This is a genomic window from Streptomyces sp. NPDC005866, from assembly GCF_040629895.1.
Lineage (GTDB): Bacteria > Actinomycetota > Actinomycetes > Streptomycetales > Streptomycetaceae > Streptomyces.
Genome location: NZ_JBEXWP010000012.1, coordinates 110598 through 128390 on the forward strand (window position 1 = coordinate 110598; position 17793 = coordinate 128390).

The window sequence follows — 17793 nt, forward strand, 5'->3', positions numbered from 1 at the left end:
CTCAAACGGGCAACAGATCCGTGGACGCCTGGGCCCGGGCACTTCGGATCTGGCCACTGTGTCGCCATCCGCCACCGGGCCAGGCGAGGCATCGGTGGGGCGACTGGCGCTCCTTCACGAACACGTACGGGTTCCCGCATGTGAAGGTGTCTTCACGAACTTTACGGAGTCGCATCAGCCTCTGGAACCGCTTGGCCGCGCGCCCGTCCCTCATGGGATCATCTTCCGGCAGGCCGATCATCTACCTCGGGGGACAAGCACCCATGCTGACCACGCGACGGAGGACCGCAGGGGCCGGCGTTCTTGCCGCTCTTGTCATCACTGTGACCGGTTGCAGCAGCGACTCCGGCAACAGCTCGGCGAACGACAAGATCAAGGGGGCGGGGAGCAGTGAGTCGGCTTCCGCGTCGCCGTCGGCCTCCGCCTCGGCCGAGAAGAACGCGCCGAGCTTCGACTTCCCGTCGGACATCACCGTGGCCGTCGACCGGAAGGAGACGGGGGACGCGACCAAGGACGCGATCCTGCGGGACGTGGGATACGCGTCCCAGGCCCGAATCGAAGCCTTCGGCCAGGGGAATGGCCAGACGGTCAACCTGAACCGTTACTTCGCGGCCAACGCCCGCATCTTCTGGGTGAACCGGGTCGCGGAGTTCAAGAAGGAAGGGCACACCGTGACCGGCCACTACCGGTACTACGGCTTCAAGGTCACGGACGTCTCGAAAGCCAAGGCGGCGGCCCGCTACTGCGAGGACCAGAACAAGGCGTACGACAAGGTGATCAAGACGGGGAAGGTGCAGCGCACTCCGTCGAGTGACAAGGGCTTCGTCTTGAACACGGTCCAGGCCCAGCGGGACTCCGCCGGTGACTGGCAGGTGACGCAGCAGAGCTGGAAGAGGGGGGATGCGGAGTGCGTGCAGGGCCAGTGATGAGGCGGGTTCGTCTGGGCTTCCGGACGGCTGGGGCCGTCGGCCTCTTTGTGGCGCTCGGCACGGGCTTCCCGGCGTACGCGGTGGACACCACAGGCGGTGGCGCCGTAACGACCGAACCCGGTCAGAACGACAAGCCTGGATCGGACTCCAACTCCGGCAACGGCACTATCGGCGCCCACATCCAGATCAGCCAGAGCAAGGCCGGCTCCGGCCGCTCCACCGCGAAGGCCACGTCCTCCAACGCGAACTGGAAGCCCCCGGTCTGCTGGTACGAGCCCATGTACACGCCGGACGAGTATGAGGCGTTCATCAAGTCCGCGTACAACGGCGCGCAGGAACCCGCGGCGAGCTATGCCAAGAAGCGGAAGGAAGAGGACTACCACAAGGGCGACAAGGGCCTGTGGTGGCAGGTGCAGTTCCGTCATGACAACTACACCGATGCCTGCCCCGTCAGCACGGACAACTGGGAGATCTGGGTACCGCCGGCCCAGCCGAAGCAGGATCCCCACCAGCTCACCCCCAAGACCCTCTCCGAACTGGCATACAACTCCACCGAGTTGCCCACCCCACCCGTGGTCTTGAGCCCGCGTGCGGACCGGCTCGTCGTGAACCTCGGTACGCGGGTGAAGCTCGACGGGGCCTTCGACCGGGTCTGGACGACCGCGAGCATCAACTACAAGGGTGTCCAGATGGCCGCGACCACCGTCGCGACCCCCGTGGCCCTCAGGATCGATGCCGGCACCTCGGACGCCGACCCGCAGACCTGCACGTACGGCCTGGTCAAGGGCGACAAGGGCTACACGGTCGACAGCAAGGACGCGGGCTGCAACGTGACGTACCGCAGGTCGTCGGGCAGCGGCACCTATCCCTTCAAGGCCTCGATCACCTGGAAGGTGACCTGGACCGACTCCGCCGATCCGGACGGGCCGGTGCAGCAGCCCGGTTTGCCGGACGGGCTGTCCACGTTCGAGCAGAACGTGACGGTCAAGGAGATCCAGTCGGTGAACCGCTAGGACCCGGTTGTCGTCCAGGGTGCCGATGGGGCCCACTGCGTGGGCCCCATACCCCTCGTGAGCGATTCGTGCAGGCATCATGGGCGCCCCGTGACGGATGCCACGGCGTGGACAGGTCGGGAAAGAGGGTGAGCCTCCAGTTCGACGAGGAGCCGGAGTCGCGCATGCTGCGCATGGTGGAGGCCACCGACGTCATGTTCGGTTCCACCGCCACGGCGGAGTAGAAGCTCAGCCTGGTCGTGTCGGGTGAGTACGTCCTCCAGACCATGATCGCCGCAGGTGCCGAGGTCCGGCAACCGCGGATCATGGCGCTTCGCGGAGGAGGTGGTGGGGGCAGTTCCGCTCGACTGACGTGGGTGCGACACGGCGTGCTGGCAATCGAGGGTCGGAGACCTCGAAGAACGAAGCGCCGGCCCGGTACGAGAGGGCCGGCCTGCCGGAGGAAGCGGTCCGGGTCAGCCAGTCCCGGCGGCCGCGTCGCTGCGTCGTACCAGCAACACCGCCGCCCACACCACCAGCACCGCCGAAGCGAGGGTGGAGGCGATTCCCACCGCCCACAGCCAGGGGTAATGGGCGAACACCCAACTCGACGCCACCGAACCGTGCTTGCGCTTGCCGCTGTCCATGGCGTTGAAGGCCAGGGACAGGAACGGCAACAGCGCTGCCACTGCCAGGACGGCGAGGACGGTCCAGCCCAGGGCCCGGGCCGGATGGGCCTTCCATGCCTTGCGGTCCACGCCGTCCAGCGCCCGGAAGAAGAGGGCGACCAGGAGTGGGGCGGCCACGCCGAGGCACATCGCGAAGGCATACGCCCCGCCCGGCCAGTTCCGCGCCGCCCACCGCCAGGTGTCGTCGCCCCAGAGCATGGTGCCCAGCGCCACCAGGACGATCCCACCCCCGATGCCGAGGAACATCAGGCACCCGAAGAGACCGTCCAGGTCCTTCTTCTCCTTCTTCTTGACGGCACCCCGGACTCGCAGCGCGGCCGGAGCCGCCTTCGGGCGCCTGGGCTTGGCGGATCCGCCCAAGGTGTACCCCTTTCTCGGTCAGGCCGCTGTCAGACGGCTGACGAGGGGCTGGCCCTCCACGGACGTCAGCCGGCACCAGGAACCGTCCGTGAAGGTGATCCTGAAGTCGCGCTTGCCGGCACTGAAGGGGCGCGGCTCGACCGCGGCGACCGTGCTCAGGTCCGTCTCCCAGAGCACTTCCTCCCGGGGATCCCTGGGGTCCCGCAGCCCGCCGAGCACCAGCAGGCGGTGGTCGGTCAGGACCAGGTGCGTGACGTCCGTGTCGGGGCGGCGATCGGGGTCCAGTTCCCAGGGGAGGGTACGGGCGATCGTGCCGGGGGCCGCCCACAGCACCGGGAAGTCCTTCTCCTCGTTCTCCGGGTCCTCGCTCTTGCCGAGGGAGCCCGAGCCGCCGGGGCCGCCCCCCACTCCGGATCCTCCGAAGACCGCGGTCAGGACGAGGAGCCCGAGGAGGAACGCGGCCGTCAGCACGGCCCACACGATGGGGCCCACCCTCGACCTCAGCCGGTACCTCGGGCCCGTCGGCCACCCTGCCAACTCGCCCTGTATTTCACGGCGATCGGGGTCGCGGAACCAGCGCCGCCCCCGGACCCGGTCCGCCGCGCCCGTCGCGAAGGACACCGGGGCACGCGCCACGAGCTCCTCGCCCGCAGGAGGCTTCCAGGAATGGCGATGCGGCACAGTCACGGTCTGGCATCCTCACAGTCGTTCCCGGCAGCGAACCCTTCACCCGGCCGGGTGATCCTACTCAGCCCGCTCGCCCAGCAACCGGCACAGCACCGGAGACAGTTGGGCACCCGCGCCCCGGCCGGATCCGTCCCGGCCTATCTCATCTCGGCGGTCGCCCCCGTCCGTCGCTCGCGCGCGTCAGGCAACGATCGTGGCATGTGTCGGTCAAGTCGACGTGAGCAATTCGTGCAAGCCTCATGGGTGCGTGGTGAGGGCCGCGGATGCGGACCGGGTGCGAACAGGCTGTTCTGGATTCGCCGACGCACAGTTCGGTATCCCTCAACGTCCCCCTACTCCCAACTGCCGCACGGGTCCCCGTCGTTGCAGATCGCAACGACGATTTCAGTGAGGTCAAGGTGTCCGGGCGCGGCTTGAGGGGCTTATGTGCGGCTGATACGGTGCGATCGCTTGACACTCACCCTGCGGCCGAGTATTTGGCCGAGTTGAGGTGATTGGTGTGGAGTGTCCGCTTTCAAAGCGTTGACATAGTTTCAGAGTTCTTGACAGACAAAGTCTTGGGTGTAACGGGGAGCGGTTGCGTGAAGATCCAAGAGCGTACGGGGGCGGGCGCCGGTCGTTCCGCCGGTCCGGTTCAGCCTTCGGTCGGTGACCGGCTTCCTACAGCCCCCCGGGAGCGCAAGCCGGCACTGGCCGCGCTCGCCGTGCTGCTGATCTTGCTGGGCGCGCTGGGTGCGACGACGCTAGTGCTGCAGGCCGGTGACCGGATCGAGGTCATCAAGGTGACCGCCGACATCCAGCCCGGTGAGTCCGTCAACAAGAACAACGTGACGTCCGTGATGGTGGCGGCCGACGACAGCATCAACTACGTCAAGTGGTCCCAGCTCAGCGGCCTGGAGTCGTACAAGGCCAAGACGACCATCTACAAGGACACGGTCGTCATGGGGCAGATGTTCGACAAGGGGGGCACCCTGTCCGCCGGCAAGGCCGTTGTCGGTCTTTCACTCAAGGAAGGCCAGTACCCGGCCCAGCTGAAGATCGGTGACGTCGTCGCCGCCTACCGTGTCAGCAGCAACGGCTCCTCGGCCGGCGGTTCCTCCGGTTCCTCCTCTTCGTCGAGCAGCAGCAACTCCCCGATCGTCAGCCAGGCCAAGGTCAGCTACGTGCCGGACGGCAACAGCAGCGACAGCCTCGTCAGCAGCACCAACCTGGCCGTCACACTCACCGTGAACAGCGACGATGCCGCCCCGCTGGCCCAGGCTGCGGCCACCGGTTCGGTCGCCCTCGTCCTCGTCCCCGGCAACGGCAACTAGAAGGCGGCCCCAGCCCATGGCGCTCATCGCACTCGCCGCCGACAAGGGTTCCCCCGGCGTCACCACCGCGGCCGTCGCGCTGGCCGCGGTCTGGCCGCGTCGGGTCCTGCTCGCCGAGGCCGACCCGGCCGGCGGCGACCTGGTCTACCGCAGTGCCGCCGCACACGGCGGGCCGCTCAACCCCAACACCGGCATGCTGTCCATTGCAGCCACTGCCCGGCGCGGGCTCGTGCCCGACCAACTCTGGGATCATGTGCAGCCGTTGAGTGGTGGGCTCGAAGTGCTCGTCGGGCTCGGTATCGCCGAGCACGCGGCCGGGCTCGCCGGGCTATGGCCCACCCTCGGGCACGCCTTCGCCTCCCTCGCCGACTCCCCGAACGCCCCAGCCGACGTCATCGCCGACTGCGGCCGGATCAGCGGCGACACCCCGGCCGTCGAACTCCTCCCGCACGCCGCGCTCGTCCTGCTCGTCTCACGCACCGAGCCCGAGGCCCTCGCCCGCGTCCGGGACCGTGCCGCCGCGCTCGCCCAGAAGCTGCACGGCGGCCCGCGCGGTGCCGGCGCCCTCGCGACCCCGCTGATCGGTGTCGTGCTGATCGCCGACCCGACCAGCGCCGGCAAGCTGGTCAACCAGGTCAACGACATGCTCGTACACGCCCAGACCGGTGCCCGCGTCGTCGGCACCATCGCCGACGACCCCGCCGGCGCCGACCAGCTGGCCGGCCGCAAGCGCGGGCGCCTCGACAAGTCCCTGCTCATCCGCTCGGCCCGCAAGGTCACCGCCGACCTCCACCAGCAGTACGGCGCCGCCTGGACCGTACCGACGCAGGCGCCCCATGCGGGGGCCGGCCGATGACCGCTGTCGACCACCAGTTGGTCAAGCGGTTCCGGCAGGACGCCGGCGACCGTATCGCCGAGCAGCGCCGGCAGGACCAGGCGGCCAACGTCACGCCGATGTCCACCGAGGACGAACGGCAGTACGCCCGCGCGGTCATAGCCCAGATCCTGGAGGATTACGCCCGCACCGAGATCAACGCCGGGCGCACCCCGCTGGACGCGGAGACCGAGGAGCAGTACGCCGCGGCGGTGCACGCGGCGCTGTTCGGGGTCGGGCGGCTCCAGCCGCTGCTCGACGATCCCGAGGTCGAGAACATCGACATCAACGGGTGCGACCAGGTGTTCGTCGGCTACAGCGACGGGCGGGAGAGCAAAGGGGAGCCCGTCGCCGAGACCGATGAAGAGCTTATTGAGCTCATTCAGGTGCTTGGCGCCTACTCCGGGTTGTCCTCCCGGCCGTTCGACTCCGCCAATCCGCAGCTCGACCTGCGGCTGCCCGACGGGTCCCGGCTCTCCGCGGTCATGGACGTCACCCGGCGGCCCGCGCTGTCCATCCGCCGCGCCCGCATGGGCAAGGTCTTCATCTCCGACCTGGTGGGCAACGGCACGCTGACGCCCGAGGTCGCCCATTTCATGGCCTGCGCCGTCCGCGCCCGTAAGAACATCATGATCGCGGGAGCCACGAACGCCGGGAAGACGACCCTGCTGCGCGCCCTCGCCAACGAGATCCCGCCGCACGAGCGGCTCATCACCGTCGAGCGTGCGCTCGAGCTCGGGCTCGACACCTTCCACGACCTGCACCCGAACGTCGTCGCGTTCGAGGAGCGGCTGCCCAACTCCGAAGGCCAGGGCACGATTTCCATGGCCGAACTCGTCCGGCGGTCCCTCCGCATGAACCCCTCCCGGGTCATCGTCGGTGAGGTCCTCGGCGACGAGATCGTCACCATGCTGAACGCTATGTCGCAGGGTAACGACGGGTCCCTGTCGACCATCCACGCGAACAGCTCCAGCGAAGTCTTCAACCGTATCTCGACGTACGCGCTCCAGGCCTCCGAGCGGCTGCCCATCGAGGCCAGCCAGATGCTGATCGCGGGCGCGGTGAACTTCGTCGTCTTCATCCAGCGGCGCAACAACTACCAGACCGGCGGCCGCCTCCAGCGCATGGTCACCTCGGTCCGTGAGGTCAACGGCGTCGACGGCCGGGTGCTGTCCAGCGAGGTGTTCGCGGAGGCCCATGACGGCCGGGTCGTACCGCATGCGCCCATAGCCTGCCTGGAGGACCTGATGGCCTACGGCTACCAGCCGCACGGGGCTTGGGGGTGACCTGACATGAACCTGGACTCCCTGGGCTCCATGGGCGGACTCTTCTCCACCTCCGTCCTCTACGCCCTCGGCTGCGGTATCGCCGTCGGCGGGGGACTGGCGCTGCTGATCCTGGCGATCCGCGGCCTGCCCGCCAAGCCCGACCACGAGAAGCAGAAGGCCAACGAACGGGCCGCCGAGCTCATCCGGTTCGCCGGCCAGCGCGGTTCGCTCGCCGCCATCATCGGGCTCGCCGTGCTGCTGCTGACCCGTTGGGCGGTGGCCGGTGTCGCCGCCGGTGTCCTCGTCTTCTTCTGGGACAAGCTGTTCGGCGGCGCCGCCGAGGAACGGGCCGCGATGAAGCGGGTGGAGGCGCTGGCCTCCTGGACCGAGTCGCTGCGCGACACCATCGCCGGCGCGGTCGGCCTGGAGCAGGCCATCCCGGCCTCGGCCCGAGCCGCCGCGCCCATCCTCCGGCCGCACCTCGACGCGCTCGTCGACCGGCTGCGCGCCCGTACGCCGCTCCCCGACGCGCTCCAGCACCTCGCCGACGAGATCAACGACGCCTCCGCGGACATCATCGTGGCGGCGCTCATCCTCAACGCCCGCCTCCGCGGCCCCGGTCTGCGCCAGGTCCTCGGTGCGCTCGCCAAGTCGGCGCGCGAGGAGGTCGACATGCGCCAGCGCGTGATGGCCCAGCGTGCGTCCACACGGCGCTCGGTGCAGATCGTCATCGCGGTGTCGGTCGCGTTCGTCCTCGGCCTGGCCGTCTTCAACCGTGACTTCGTCTCGCCGTACGGCACCCCGGTCGGTCAGCTGGTCCTCGCCCTGGTCTGCGCGCTGTTCGCGCTCGGCTTCTGGTGGCTGCGCAAGCTGTCCACCATCGAGACCCCGGAGCGGTTCCTGGTCCGCGACCAGTCCTCCGTCCAGTTCGTACGACCGCCGCGCACCGCGTCCGGCCAGGCAGGCCAGCCCGGTCAGCAGCAGCTGCCCACCGAGGAAGGAGTACGCCGGTGAATCTCACGATGCCGATCATCGTCGGCGTGACCCTCGGACTGGGCGTCTACGCCCTGATCCGCGCCCTGATGCCCGCCAAGCGCAGCGCCGTCGCCCAGGTCGCCCGGATCGACGCGATGCGGGCGCGCGGCGCGGCCTACGAGTCGGCACGGCAGACACAGGACACCGGCCGGTTCGGCACGCTGCGGGCCACGGTCGGCGAGCGCGTCGCCGAGTTCTACCGGCAGCAGGGCTGGGAACAGCGCTCGCTGCGCGCCGACCTCGCCGTACTCGACCGTGGCTGGGAGAAGTTCCTGGCGACCAAGGTGCTGCTCGCGGCCGCCGGCCTGATCTTCGGCCCGTTCCTGTTCGCCGTCGTCTACACCATGGGCTTCGGCCACAGCCCGGCCATCCCGGTCTGGCTGGCCCTGGTCTGCTCGGGCCTGTTCTTCTTCCTGCCCGATCTGGAGGTAAGACGGGACGCGGCCGAGAAGCGCCGGGACCTCAGGCGCGTCATCGGGGCGTACCTCGACCTGGTGTCGATGAGCCTCGCCGGTGGCCGCGGCCTGCCCGAGGCCCTGATGGCGGCCGCGGAGATCTCCGACGGCTGGGCCAACCAGCGCATCCGTAACGCCCTCGCAGACGCCCGGATCACCGGCGTCAGCCAGTGGCAGGCGCTGGGCGCGCTCGGCGAGGAGCTGGGCGTCGAGGAGCTGAAGGACCTGTCGGCCTCGCTGGCCCTGGTGGCGGACGACGGCGCCAAGGTCCGTGAGTCCCTCGCCTCCCGCGCCGAGACCATGCGTCACCGTGAACTCGCCGAGATCGAGGGCAGCGCGGGAGAGAAGTCCCAGTCGATGCTCGTCGCCCAGCTGCTGCTGTGCGCCGGCTTCCTGGTTTTCCTGATCTTCCCGGCGGCTATGCGGGTGTTCCAGGTGTGAGCTGTTCCAGAGACCTTCGACAACTGCTGATTCGATCAAAGCAACGGGAGAACTCATCATGAACGGACGGAACCTGACCGGGCGGGGCTTCAGCACCGGTGTCCCGGCGATGGACTTCCTGGTCACCTTCCTGCAGGGCCGGGTGCAGCGCGCCCGCTCCGGCGAACTCGACCGGGGTGCCTCCGCGGTCGAGTGGGTCATCATCTCCGCGGTCGTCGTGGCGATCGTCGGCGTGGTGGCCGCCATCATCAACACCGCGCTGAGCGACGGCGCCAAAAAGGTAGGCAACTGCATCAATGGCGCCAGCGCGAGCAAGACCTGCTGAGCGGACGCACGACGACGGGGGCACGGGGTGACGGGGAGACGGGGATGGTGTCTGTGGGCGTGAGCAGAGGCGGCCTGCGCGGCTGGGTGCGCCGGCGGGCGGCCGCCGCGCGCGGTGACTCGGGCATGACCGCGATCGAGTTCGTGCTGCTCACCCCCGTCCTCTTCTTCATGATCTTCGCCACGGTGCAGTTCGCGCTGTACTTCTTCGCCGACCACGTGGCCCAGGCGGCTGCCCAGGCCGGCGCCCGCAAGGCCCGTGCCACCGCCGACGCGGAGCCCGGCGCCTGGCGCGGCAAGGCCCAGGACGTGGTGGACTCCTACATCAGCCAACTCGGGCCGCAACTGGTCCTGGCGCCCGACGTGAAGATGCTCCAGCCGGAGCAGAACACGGTCGGCGTCGAGATCTCCGCCCGCATCCCGACGGTGTTCCCCGGCCTGGACCTGACGGTGCACGCGCAGTCGTCGGGGCCGGTCGAGCGGTTCGTGGAGGACAAGTAGATGTCCGCCCACCACGAAGCAGCCCACGGGAGAGCCGTGGATGACCGGGGGTTGTCGACCGTCGAGGTCGTCATCCTCGCCCCGGTCATGATCCTGTTCATTCTCGTCCTGGTCGCCTTCGGCCAACTCGTCGACGGTCGGGGCGCGATCGACGGCGCGGCGCGCGACGCGGCCCGCGCCGGTTCCATCCAGAAGGACCACACCACGGCCATGTCCGAGGCCCGCAAGGCCGCCGAGGCCGACCTGTCGGACGTCTGCTCCGGGCCGGTCTCCGTCGTACAGACCAGCCAGGGTTTTGCACCCGACTCCATCTTCACGGTAGAGGTGAGCTGCGAGGTACGGGGTCTGGCCATGCTGGGCCTGGACATCCCGACGACCCTCTCCGCGAGCTTCTCCTCGCCGCTGGACCCGTTCCGGAGGTCGGCGTGAGCATCGCCCTGCTGCGCACCTGGTGGACCGCGCGCCGGCTCCGCCTCGACGACCGGGGCTCGGGCGCCGGCGCGGTCATCATCTTCGCCCTGGTCTTCCTCTCCCTCTCCGCCTTCGTCATCGACGGCGGCCTGTCCGTCTCCAAGCGCGAACGCGCCGCCGACATCGCGGAACAGGCGGCCCGTTACGCGGCGCAGGACATCGACAAGGCCGCGCTGTACGAGAACCAGGGTGCCGCGCCGATCAAGTACCAGGACTGCGACGCCCGGGTGAAGACCTTCGCCCGCGGGATGGACATGTCCACCGCCGACATCGCCGGCACGCACTGCATCGCCGCCGACGCCCAACAGGTCCAGGTCGAAGTCCAGTTGACGTACGATCCGGTCTTCACGGGCATGTTCTACGGCGGCGCCATCGTGGTGCACGGCCAGGCGACCGCCGAGAACCAGGTCGGCTGACGGTTCCGACGGCCGACCGCCGTCACCGGTGGGCGCCGGGTCCGTCGGCTTCGGATCGGCCGGCGCCGGTCCCGGGTCTGCAACGGACGGGTGTGCCACGGGAGTCGGGTCCGCCGGGGACCCGGATCGGGTGAGCAGCCGGTCGGACTTCCCTTCCGCAGCGGTGCCTCGCACATACGCGGGCATCCGGCTCCAGTGGACCTGGCAGCCCGGGTCGGCCGGAGCGCCGGCCTGGCCACGTAGGAAGGCCCGCCGCGTCGGCCTGCTCGTCCTCGTGCGGATCCGGGGGCGGGCCGGCAAAGCTTTCAAGCAAAGTTTCAAGTACACCAGAAGGTGACACATGTCACTCAACTCGCTTGCGTTTCCCGCGTAATCAAACGGACTGCGGGCGCTCTCACAGATACGACGACCGACACCGCACCCGGAGAAGCCCCGTGCCCATCACGCTCGAACAACCCACCGGCGCCCGCCTGCTCACCGCGGACGAGCACGAGGTGGCGGTCCCCGCGACCCTTCGCTACACCACGGACGACCCGCAGGCCGTGCACTTCGTCTTCCCGTCATGGATCTCCCTGGACGGTGAGGAGGTCACCTGGACCTTCGCCCGCGCCCTGCTGGAGCAGGGCCTGGAGACGCCCGCCGCTCTCGGCAACGTGCACGTGCGCCCGTACGGTGCCTCCCGCACGGTCGTCGAACTCCGCGCGGAGGAGGGCGTGGCGGCGATCACCTTCCCCACATCCGCCCTCACCCGCTTCCTGCTGTCGTCGCTCCGGGTCAGCGGTTGACGGACCGGACATCCTGGACCTGGACGGTCGGAAGGGGGGGTATCGGCGGGTATGACGGTCCCTTGCGCACTCATGGGGGATTGTGTGGGGCGTATGGAGGGGCGGTGTGTGGACCGGGTGGTGGTAACTCCCGTCAATTGGGCGTCGTTTGGTGAAAGGGGAGGAAACGGGCGGCCGATCGCCGTTCTCCCCTTCGACGCTGTCGGTGCCAGTCAATAGGATCGTCAAGGGGACCTCGATAGGCTCGATGCGCCCCCGGCACACTCCTTCCACCCACGACTCCAGGACACCCGCCATGGCGCGACGCAGCACATCAAGCTCGACGGGAAGACCGACGGGGAACCCGTCGGGTCCGCGGAACCGGACCCCGCAGCCGGTGCGGGTGCGGCGGCGTTCGTTCGGGGACTTCGCCAAGGCGTTCCTCGCCTTCGTGGTGCTGCTCGCGCTCGTCGTCGGCGTCCCCGGCGCCCTCGCCATGACCGTCGGCTGGCCCCTGCCGCACAGCGCGCCGACGATGGACTGGCTGTCGCAGCCGATCGGCGTCGACACATTCCTGAACGCCCTGACGGTCATCGTGTGGCTGGCCTGGGCCCAGTTCACGGCCTGTGTGCTCGTGGAGGTCAAGGCCGCCGTCTCCGGTGTCGGCCTGCCCAGCCGCATCCCCGGCGCCGGCCCCAGCCAGCTGCTCGCCCGGCAGCTCGTCGCCGCCCTGCTGCTGGTCGGCGCCACCGCCGCCAGCCTCACCCCGGGCCTCTCGCAGCTCGGCCACAGCATGGAGGGCAACCAGAAGGGCACGGTGGCCGCCGCCCAGGCGACCCCCGGCATCCTCGCCCAGCAGCAGGAGCAGGCGAAGAGCACCGCCGCCGCCCTCGCCGAGCAGGCAAGCCATGCCGCCGCCCAGGCCGAGCACGGTTCCGCCACCGCCGCGCACGGCGCGACGAAGTACTACCGGATCCAGCCCCCCGAGGGCCGCCACCACGACTCCCTCTGGGAGATAGCGCAGCGCCACCTCGGCGACGGACGCCGGTACAAGGAGATCTACGAGCTCAACAAGGACCGCGTCCAGCCCGACGGCACCCGGCTCTCCGAGGCCAGCCTCATCCGGCCCGGCTGGATCATGGAGATGCCCGGCGACGCCCACGGCGGCGAACTCGTCGAGAACCCCGACGCGCGAGTCTCGCCGGACGTCCAGCAGCAGATCGGCGACTACGCCAGGACCGGCGACCACGCCCAGCAGCAGCACCAGCAGCAGGGCGGGCAGCACGCGAGTGAGGACGGGGCCACCGCCCAGATCACCGTGCCCAGCCAGCGTCAGTCCGGCGACGCCGGTACGCCCGCCGCGCACGCCCACGAGACCTCCGGTCACGCCTCTTCCGGGTCCTCGTCCGGGTCTTCCTCCGGGTCCTTCTTCGGGCTGTCCGAGGCGCTGCTCGGTGCTCCCCTCCTCGCCGCAGGCCTGCTCGCCGCCCTCGGCCGCCGGCGTCGGCAGGCCCTGTGGCAGTCGGCGCTCGGCGCCGTCGGCGGCCGGCGCGGCATGGAGCCGCCGACCCCGACCGGCGACGCCCAGGACGTGCAGGACGCGCTTCTCGTCGGCGCGGACCCGGAGGGCGTACGACTGCTCGACCGGTCCCTGCGCGGACTCGCCGCCGCCCTCACCGCCGAGTCCCGTTCGCTGCCGGTGGTCTACGCGGTCTGGCTCAGCCACGGCGATCTGCATCTGCAACTCGCCCAGCCCGCGGGCAAGCCCCCCGCGCCCTGGCAGCTCGGCCAGGACCAGACGTTCTGGACCTTGTCCCGCGCGGACGCCGAGCGCTACGAGGACACCGACACCGCGGCGCCGTACCCCGGCCTGGTCAGCCTCGGCACCATGGACGACTCGCGGCTGCTGCTCAACCTGGAGGCCGTGCCCGGCATCGTCTCGCTCAGCGGCCGGGAGGCCGACCGGGCCGCCGTGTTCGCCTCCGTCGCCGCCGAACTCGCCACCAACGGCTGGTCGGACCGCATGACCATCACCCTGGTCGGCTTCGGTGCCGACCTCACCCCGCTCGCACCCAACCGGCTGCGCCATCTCGACGACGTGGACGCGCTGTTCGAGACGATGGAGGCGGAGACCCGGCAGCGGCGCGGCGCGCTGGGCGCCGCCGGGCACGACTCGGTCCTCACCGGCCGCACCGGCCCGGCCCAGCACACCCGCTGGGCGCCGAACCTGGTGCTGCTCGCCGCCCAGCCGTCCGCCGAGGACGCGCTGCGGCTCGCCGAACTCGCCGCCGACGCCGCCCGGCTGGGCATCGGCTATCTCGTCGGCACCGAGAGTGCCGACCTGCCCGGCGCCGCCTGGGCGATGGAGATCACCCCGGACGGGAGGCTCCTCGCCCCGCTCCTCGGTCTCGAACTGGACGCCCAACTGCTGCCCGCCGTGCAGCAGCGCGCGGTCGTCGAGCTGTTCGTCGAGGCCGACCCCGAGCGCGACCCCGACGGTCCGAGCAACGCCCCGCCGTTCCTCGTCGACATCAGCGAGCAGGGGCGGCCCGCGGTGTACGCGCGGCTCGTCGGCCCGTACGAGATCATGGGTCTCGACACCCCCGACGGGGAGCGCAGCGCCCTCCTTCACGAGGCCCTGGCGCTACTCCTGCTGCACCGCGAGGGCGTGCACCCGCGCGTGCTGTCCTCCGCGCTGTGGCCGCGCGGCGTGACGGAGGACGTCCGCGACGCGCTCCTTGAGCGGCTGCGCGCCTGGCTGGGCACCGACCCCGACGGCAGCCCGCGGCTGCGCGCCGACTCCACCGGCCGCCTCGTGCTCGCCAAGTCGGTCGTCTCCGACCTGGACGTGCTGCGCTCCCTCTACTACGAGGCCACCCAGGGCAAGGGCGTCGACAGCCGCGCGGTCCGCGGCCGCCTCCTCACCGACGCGCTCGTCCTGGTGCGCGGCCCGCTGCTCGCCGACCGCGCGCAGGGCCGCTACCGCTGGCTCACCCACGAGATCATCGACGCCCAGCTCCCGCTGCTGGTCGCCGACATCGGCCTCGCCCTGTCCGCGTTCCACCTGGAGAAGGACCGCGCGGAGAAGGCGATCGAGGCACTCGGCGCGGCACTGAAGACCGCTTCGGCCGACGAGCGCCTCTGGAACGAGCTGCTGCGCGCCACCCACGCCACCGGCGACCCGGACCGCGTCCGCGCCCTCGCCGCCGACCTCGTCACCCGCAGCGGGGCGCGCGGCCTGCCCCCGCGCACCGAGGCCCTCCTCGACGAACTCCTGCCGACCTGGCGCGACGGCGCCGCCGCGACAGGATGACCGTCCTGGACCTCGCCCTTCCGGCCGTCGCCGCCCTCTGGGGCGCGGCGGCCGGCGCCCTGCTGCCCCGCGCCGCATACCGCTTCTCGTCACCGGCGGGGGAGCAGTGGCGGAGAACCTGCCCGACGGGCCATCCGGTCAAGGGCTGGCTGGGCCGGGGGCGATGCCCGGAGTGCGCGACAGCCGAGGGGGCGCGGGGCTCCGCCGATGCGCCGGCGCGCGGGGGCGAGCCCACGCCGACGCTTGACCATGGGTCCGCGCCGGCGCGGGGTGACGCGCCCGCGCCCGGCGCCCAACCCACCGCGCCCAGCGCCCAACCCACCGCGCCCGGCGCCCAACCCACCGCGCCCGGCGCCCAACCCACCGCGCCCAGCGCCCAACCCACCGCGCCCAGCGCCCAACCCACCGCGCCCAGCGCCCAACCCACCGCGCCCAGCGCCCAACCCACCGCGCCCGGCGCCCGACCCACCGCGCCCGCGTTCGACGGACAGCGCACGCCCCCGTCCCGCCAACTACCGCGCCCGCTCGCTGCCTACGGCCCGCGGACCACCCCCCTCTCCCTCGCCACCGCGCTGGTGTGTGCAGCCCTGGCCCTCGCCACCGGCGCTCGCCCCGAACTGGCCGCCTGGCTGCTGCTCGCGCCGTCGGCCGTGCTGCTCGCGGCCGTCGACTTCCGGGTCCAGCGCCTCCCCGACCCCGTCACCCTCCCCCTCGCGGCCGCCGCCCTCGCCCTCCTCGGTGTGGCCACCCTGCTCCCCGAGCACGCCGGCGCCTGGCTCACCTCCCTCTACGCGGCCCTCGCCCTCAGCGGCGCCTACTTCGTCCTCTTCCTCATCAACCCCGGCGGCATGGGCTTCGGCGATGTGAAGCTCGCGCTCGGTATGGGCGCCGTCCTCGGCTGGTACGGCTGGCCCACCGTGCTGCTGGGCACCTTCGCCGGCTTCCTGTTCGGCGCGCTGTACGGCGGTGCGCTCGTCGTCCTACGGCGGGCCGGACGCAAGACGGCGATCGCGTTCGGGCCGTTCCTGATCGTGGGCGCGTTCGCCGGGCTGCTGATCGGCGCGTACACGGCCTGAGGTCGGGCCGCTCGAAGGCCTGGCGTAGGCTGGCCGGGTCCGCCCACCCGTCGCCCGCCCACCCGTCGCCCACCACCACCCTTGTACGAGCGCTTCGCGCACACCTTCTGAATTCCTTGAAGAAAGGGACGCCCTGGTGACCGAGAAGGCCGACCTCCAGTCTGTCCTCGACCGTGCCGCCGCCGGTGGGCGGATCACCCCGGAAGAGGCGCTCGACCTCTACCGCGACGCCCCCCTGCACGCGCTGGGCGCCGCCGCCGACGCCGTACGCCGCCGCAGGTACGCGGGTACCGAGCACATCGCGACGTACATCATCGAGCGGAACATCAACTACACGAACGTGTGCGTCACGGCGTGCAAGTTCTGCGCCTTCTACGCGGCCCCGAAGGACACCGCCAAGGGCTGGACCCGCGACCTCGACGACATCCTGCGCCGCTGCGCGGAGACGATCGAGCTGGGCGGCACCCAGATCATGTTCCAGGGCGGCCACCACCCCGACTTCGGCGTCGAGTACTACGAGCAGAACTTCAAGGCGATCAAGGACGCGTTCCCGCAGCTGGTGATCCACAGCCTGGGGGCGTCCGAGGTCGAGCACATGGCGCGGATCTCGGGCGTCTCGGTCGAAGAGGCCATCACCCGCATCCACGAGGCCGGCCTCGACTCCTTCGCGGGCGCCGGCGCGGAACTCCTCCCCGCGCGCCCCCGCAAGGCCATCGCGCCCCTCAAGGAGAGTGGCGAGCGCTGGCTGGAGATCATGGAAGCGGCGCACAAGCTGGGCGTGGAGTCCACGTCCACGATGCTCATGGGCACCGGCGAGACCAACGCCGAGCGCATCGAGCACCTGCGGATGATCCGGGACGTCCAGGACCGTACGGGCGGCTTCCGGGCCTTCATCCCGTACACCTACCAGCCCGAGAACAACCACCTGAAGGGCCGCACGCAGGCGACCATCTTCGAGTACCTGCGGGTGATCGCGATCGCCCGGGTCTTCCTCGACAACGTGGCCCACATCCAGGGCTCCTGGCTGACGACCGGCAAGGAGGTCGGCCAGCTCTCGCTCCACTACGGCGCCGACGACCTCGGCTCGATCATGCTGGAGGAGAACGTCGTCTCGTCGGCCGGCGCCAAGCACCGCTCCAACCGCCTGGAGATCATCGACCTGATCCGCAAGGCGGGCCGCGTCCCGGCGCAGCGTTCGACGACGTACGAACACCTCGTGGTCCACGAGGACCCGGCGAACGACCCGGTGGACGAGCGCGTGATGTCCCACATCTCGTCGACGGCGATCGAGGGCGGGACGGCGCACCCCGAGCTGAAGCTGCTCGCTTCCAACTGACCTACCCGTGCTGACGATTCACGCGGCGGACGAGGTCCGGTACGACTGGCAGTCCGCCGCCGGCAGGGTCAAGGACGGCGCCGTCGTCGTCGAGGGCGGCCGCATCGCCGCTGTCGGGGCTCTGACGGACATGCGGGAGCGCTTTCCGCGCGCCCGGGTACGCGGTTGGCCGGGCGTGCTCGGCCCCGCCCGCGTCCACGACGGCCCGCTTCCGGACGCCCCCAGCCCGCGCGAGCGCGTCCACGCCGTGCTGAAACTGGGCGCGACGGCCGTCCTGGCGGAGTACGCCGACTCCGCCGAACTCCGGGCAGCCGCTGAGCGCAACGACGTCGCCATACTCCCCGGGACGCGCCCGGAGAGGCTCATCGAGACGGGCCGGGCGGACCTGGCGGTATTCGACGAGGCGGGCGCATGCGTGGCGACGGTGTGCGCGGGGCGCCTTGTCCACAGACGGCGCTAGCAGCGCCCCTGAACGGGCGCGGGGCGCGACCGCCGCCACCGGACAACCGACCCCGCGGCCTACGCCGGACCCACCGCCCCCGCGGCCCA

At 70.7% G+C, this 17793-nt stretch carries 18 protein-coding genes; 16 read left to right on the forward strand and 2 right to left on the reverse strand.

The features are described from left to right. Window positions 1-323 precede the first annotated feature (323 nt). Entirely contained in the window at window positions 324-926 is a 603-nt protein-coding gene (locus tag ABZ396_RS19600; protein ID WP_358918982.1) for a hypothetical protein, read from the forward strand. Next, window positions 926-1942, forward strand: coding sequence for a hypothetical protein (locus tag ABZ396_RS19605; protein WP_358918984.1), 1017 nt, complete (start codon window positions 926-928; stop codon window positions 1940-1942). The genes ABZ396_RS19600 and ABZ396_RS19605 overlap by 1 nt, the downstream gene beginning before the upstream one ends. Before the next feature lie 455 nt (window positions 1943-2397). On the opposite strand, the gene ABZ396_RS19610 is transcribed toward ABZ396_RS19605, so the two are convergent. Together ABZ396_RS19610 and ABZ396_RS19615 are read right to left on the reverse strand one after the other, a co-directional pair. Further along, window positions 2398-2970 carry a hypothetical protein gene (locus tag ABZ396_RS19610; RefSeq protein ID WP_358918986.1) on the reverse strand — a complete coding sequence of 191 codons (573 nt, stop codon included), beginning with the start codon at window positions 2968-2970 and terminating at the stop codon, window positions 2398-2400. A gap of 18 nt (window positions 2971-2988) precedes the next feature. After that, entirely contained in the window at window positions 2989-3462 is a 474-nt protein-coding gene (locus ABZ396_RS19615) for a hypothetical protein (RefSeq protein ID WP_359185184.1), read from the reverse strand. Window positions 3463-4238: 776 nt separating this feature from the next. On the opposite strand from ABZ396_RS19615, the gene ABZ396_RS19620 reads away from it, so the two are divergent. The 14 genes from ABZ396_RS19620 (at window position 4239) to ABZ396_RS19685 (ending at window position 17704) form a co-directional block, all read left to right on the forward strand. Then, a complete protein-coding gene (locus ABZ396_RS19620) occupies window positions 4239-4970 on the forward strand; it encodes a hypothetical protein (RefSeq protein WP_358918990.1) in 732 nt (243 codons plus the stop codon). Between the two features lie 16 nt (window positions 4971-4986). After that, complete coding sequence (locus ABZ396_RS19625; RefSeq protein WP_358918992.1) at window positions 4987-5826, forward strand: hypothetical protein; 840 nt, start codon at window positions 4987-4989, stop codon at window positions 5824-5826. Then, window positions 5823-7130: an ATPase, T2SS/T4P/T4SS family gene (locus ABZ396_RS19630; RefSeq protein WP_358918994.1), complete on the forward strand. Its 1308-nt coding sequence runs from the start codon at window positions 5823-5825 to the stop codon at window positions 7128-7130. Before ABZ396_RS19625 ends, ABZ396_RS19630 begins: the two co-directional genes overlap by 4 nt. 6 nt (window positions 7131-7136) lie before the next feature. Then, the gene (locus ABZ396_RS19635) at window positions 7137-8126 is read left to right on the forward strand and encodes a type II secretion system F family protein (protein ID WP_358918996.1); all 990 of its coding nucleotides are present in this window, start codon (window positions 7137-7139) and stop codon (window positions 8124-8126) included. Then, window positions 8123-9043, forward strand: coding sequence for a type II secretion system F family protein (locus ABZ396_RS19640; RefSeq protein ID WP_358918998.1), 921 nt, complete (start codon window positions 8123-8125; stop codon window positions 9041-9043). Before ABZ396_RS19635 ends, ABZ396_RS19640 begins: the two co-directional genes overlap by 4 nt. 58 nt (window positions 9044-9101) lie before the next feature. Continuing rightward, the gene (locus tag ABZ396_RS19645) at window positions 9102-9368 is read left to right on the forward strand and encodes a hypothetical protein (RefSeq protein ID WP_358918999.1); all 267 of its coding nucleotides are present in this window, start codon (window positions 9102-9104) and stop codon (window positions 9366-9368) included. A gap of 125 nt (window positions 9369-9493) precedes the next feature. After that, complete coding sequence (locus ABZ396_RS19650; RefSeq protein WP_358919096.1) at window positions 9494-9868, forward strand: TadE family protein; 375 nt, start codon at window positions 9494-9496, stop codon at window positions 9866-9868. Further along, window positions 9869-10297: a TadE/TadG family type IV pilus assembly protein gene (locus ABZ396_RS19655; RefSeq protein ID WP_358919001.1), complete on the forward strand. Its 429-nt coding sequence runs from the start codon at window positions 9869-9871 to the stop codon at window positions 10295-10297. A gap of 2 nt (window positions 10298-10299) precedes the next feature. Beyond that, on the forward strand, window positions 10300-10755 hold the full coding sequence (locus ABZ396_RS19660) for a pilus assembly protein TadG-related protein (RefSeq protein ID WP_358919098.1): 456 nt from the start codon (window positions 10300-10302) through the stop codon (window positions 10753-10755). 434 nt (window positions 10756-11189) lie between these two features. After that, complete coding sequence (locus ABZ396_RS19665; protein ID WP_358919003.1) at window positions 11190-11540, forward strand: SsgA family sporulation/cell division regulator; 351 nt, start codon at window positions 11190-11192, stop codon at window positions 11538-11540. Window positions 11541-11835: 295 nt separating this feature from the next. After that, on the forward strand, window positions 11836-14832 hold the full coding sequence (locus ABZ396_RS19670) for a hypothetical protein (RefSeq protein WP_358919005.1): 2997 nt from the start codon (window positions 11836-11838) through the stop codon (window positions 14830-14832). Next, window positions 14829-15908, forward strand: coding sequence for a prepilin peptidase (locus tag ABZ396_RS19675; RefSeq protein ID WP_359185193.1), 1080 nt, complete (start codon window positions 14829-14831; stop codon window positions 15906-15908). Before ABZ396_RS19670 ends, ABZ396_RS19675 begins: the two co-directional genes overlap by 4 nt. Window positions 15909-16044: 136 nt before the next feature. Next, entirely contained in the window at window positions 16045-17244 is a 1200-nt protein-coding gene (gene mqnC, locus ABZ396_RS19680) for a cyclic dehypoxanthinyl futalosine synthase (protein WP_358919008.1), read from the forward strand. A 7-nt stretch (window positions 17245-17251) separates the two neighbouring features. After that, window positions 17252-17704 (forward strand): hypothetical protein, encoded by a 453-nt coding sequence (locus ABZ396_RS19685; RefSeq protein WP_358919010.1) that lies wholly within the window; start codon window positions 17252-17254, stop codon window positions 17702-17704. Window positions 17705-17793: the final 89 nt, after the last annotated feature.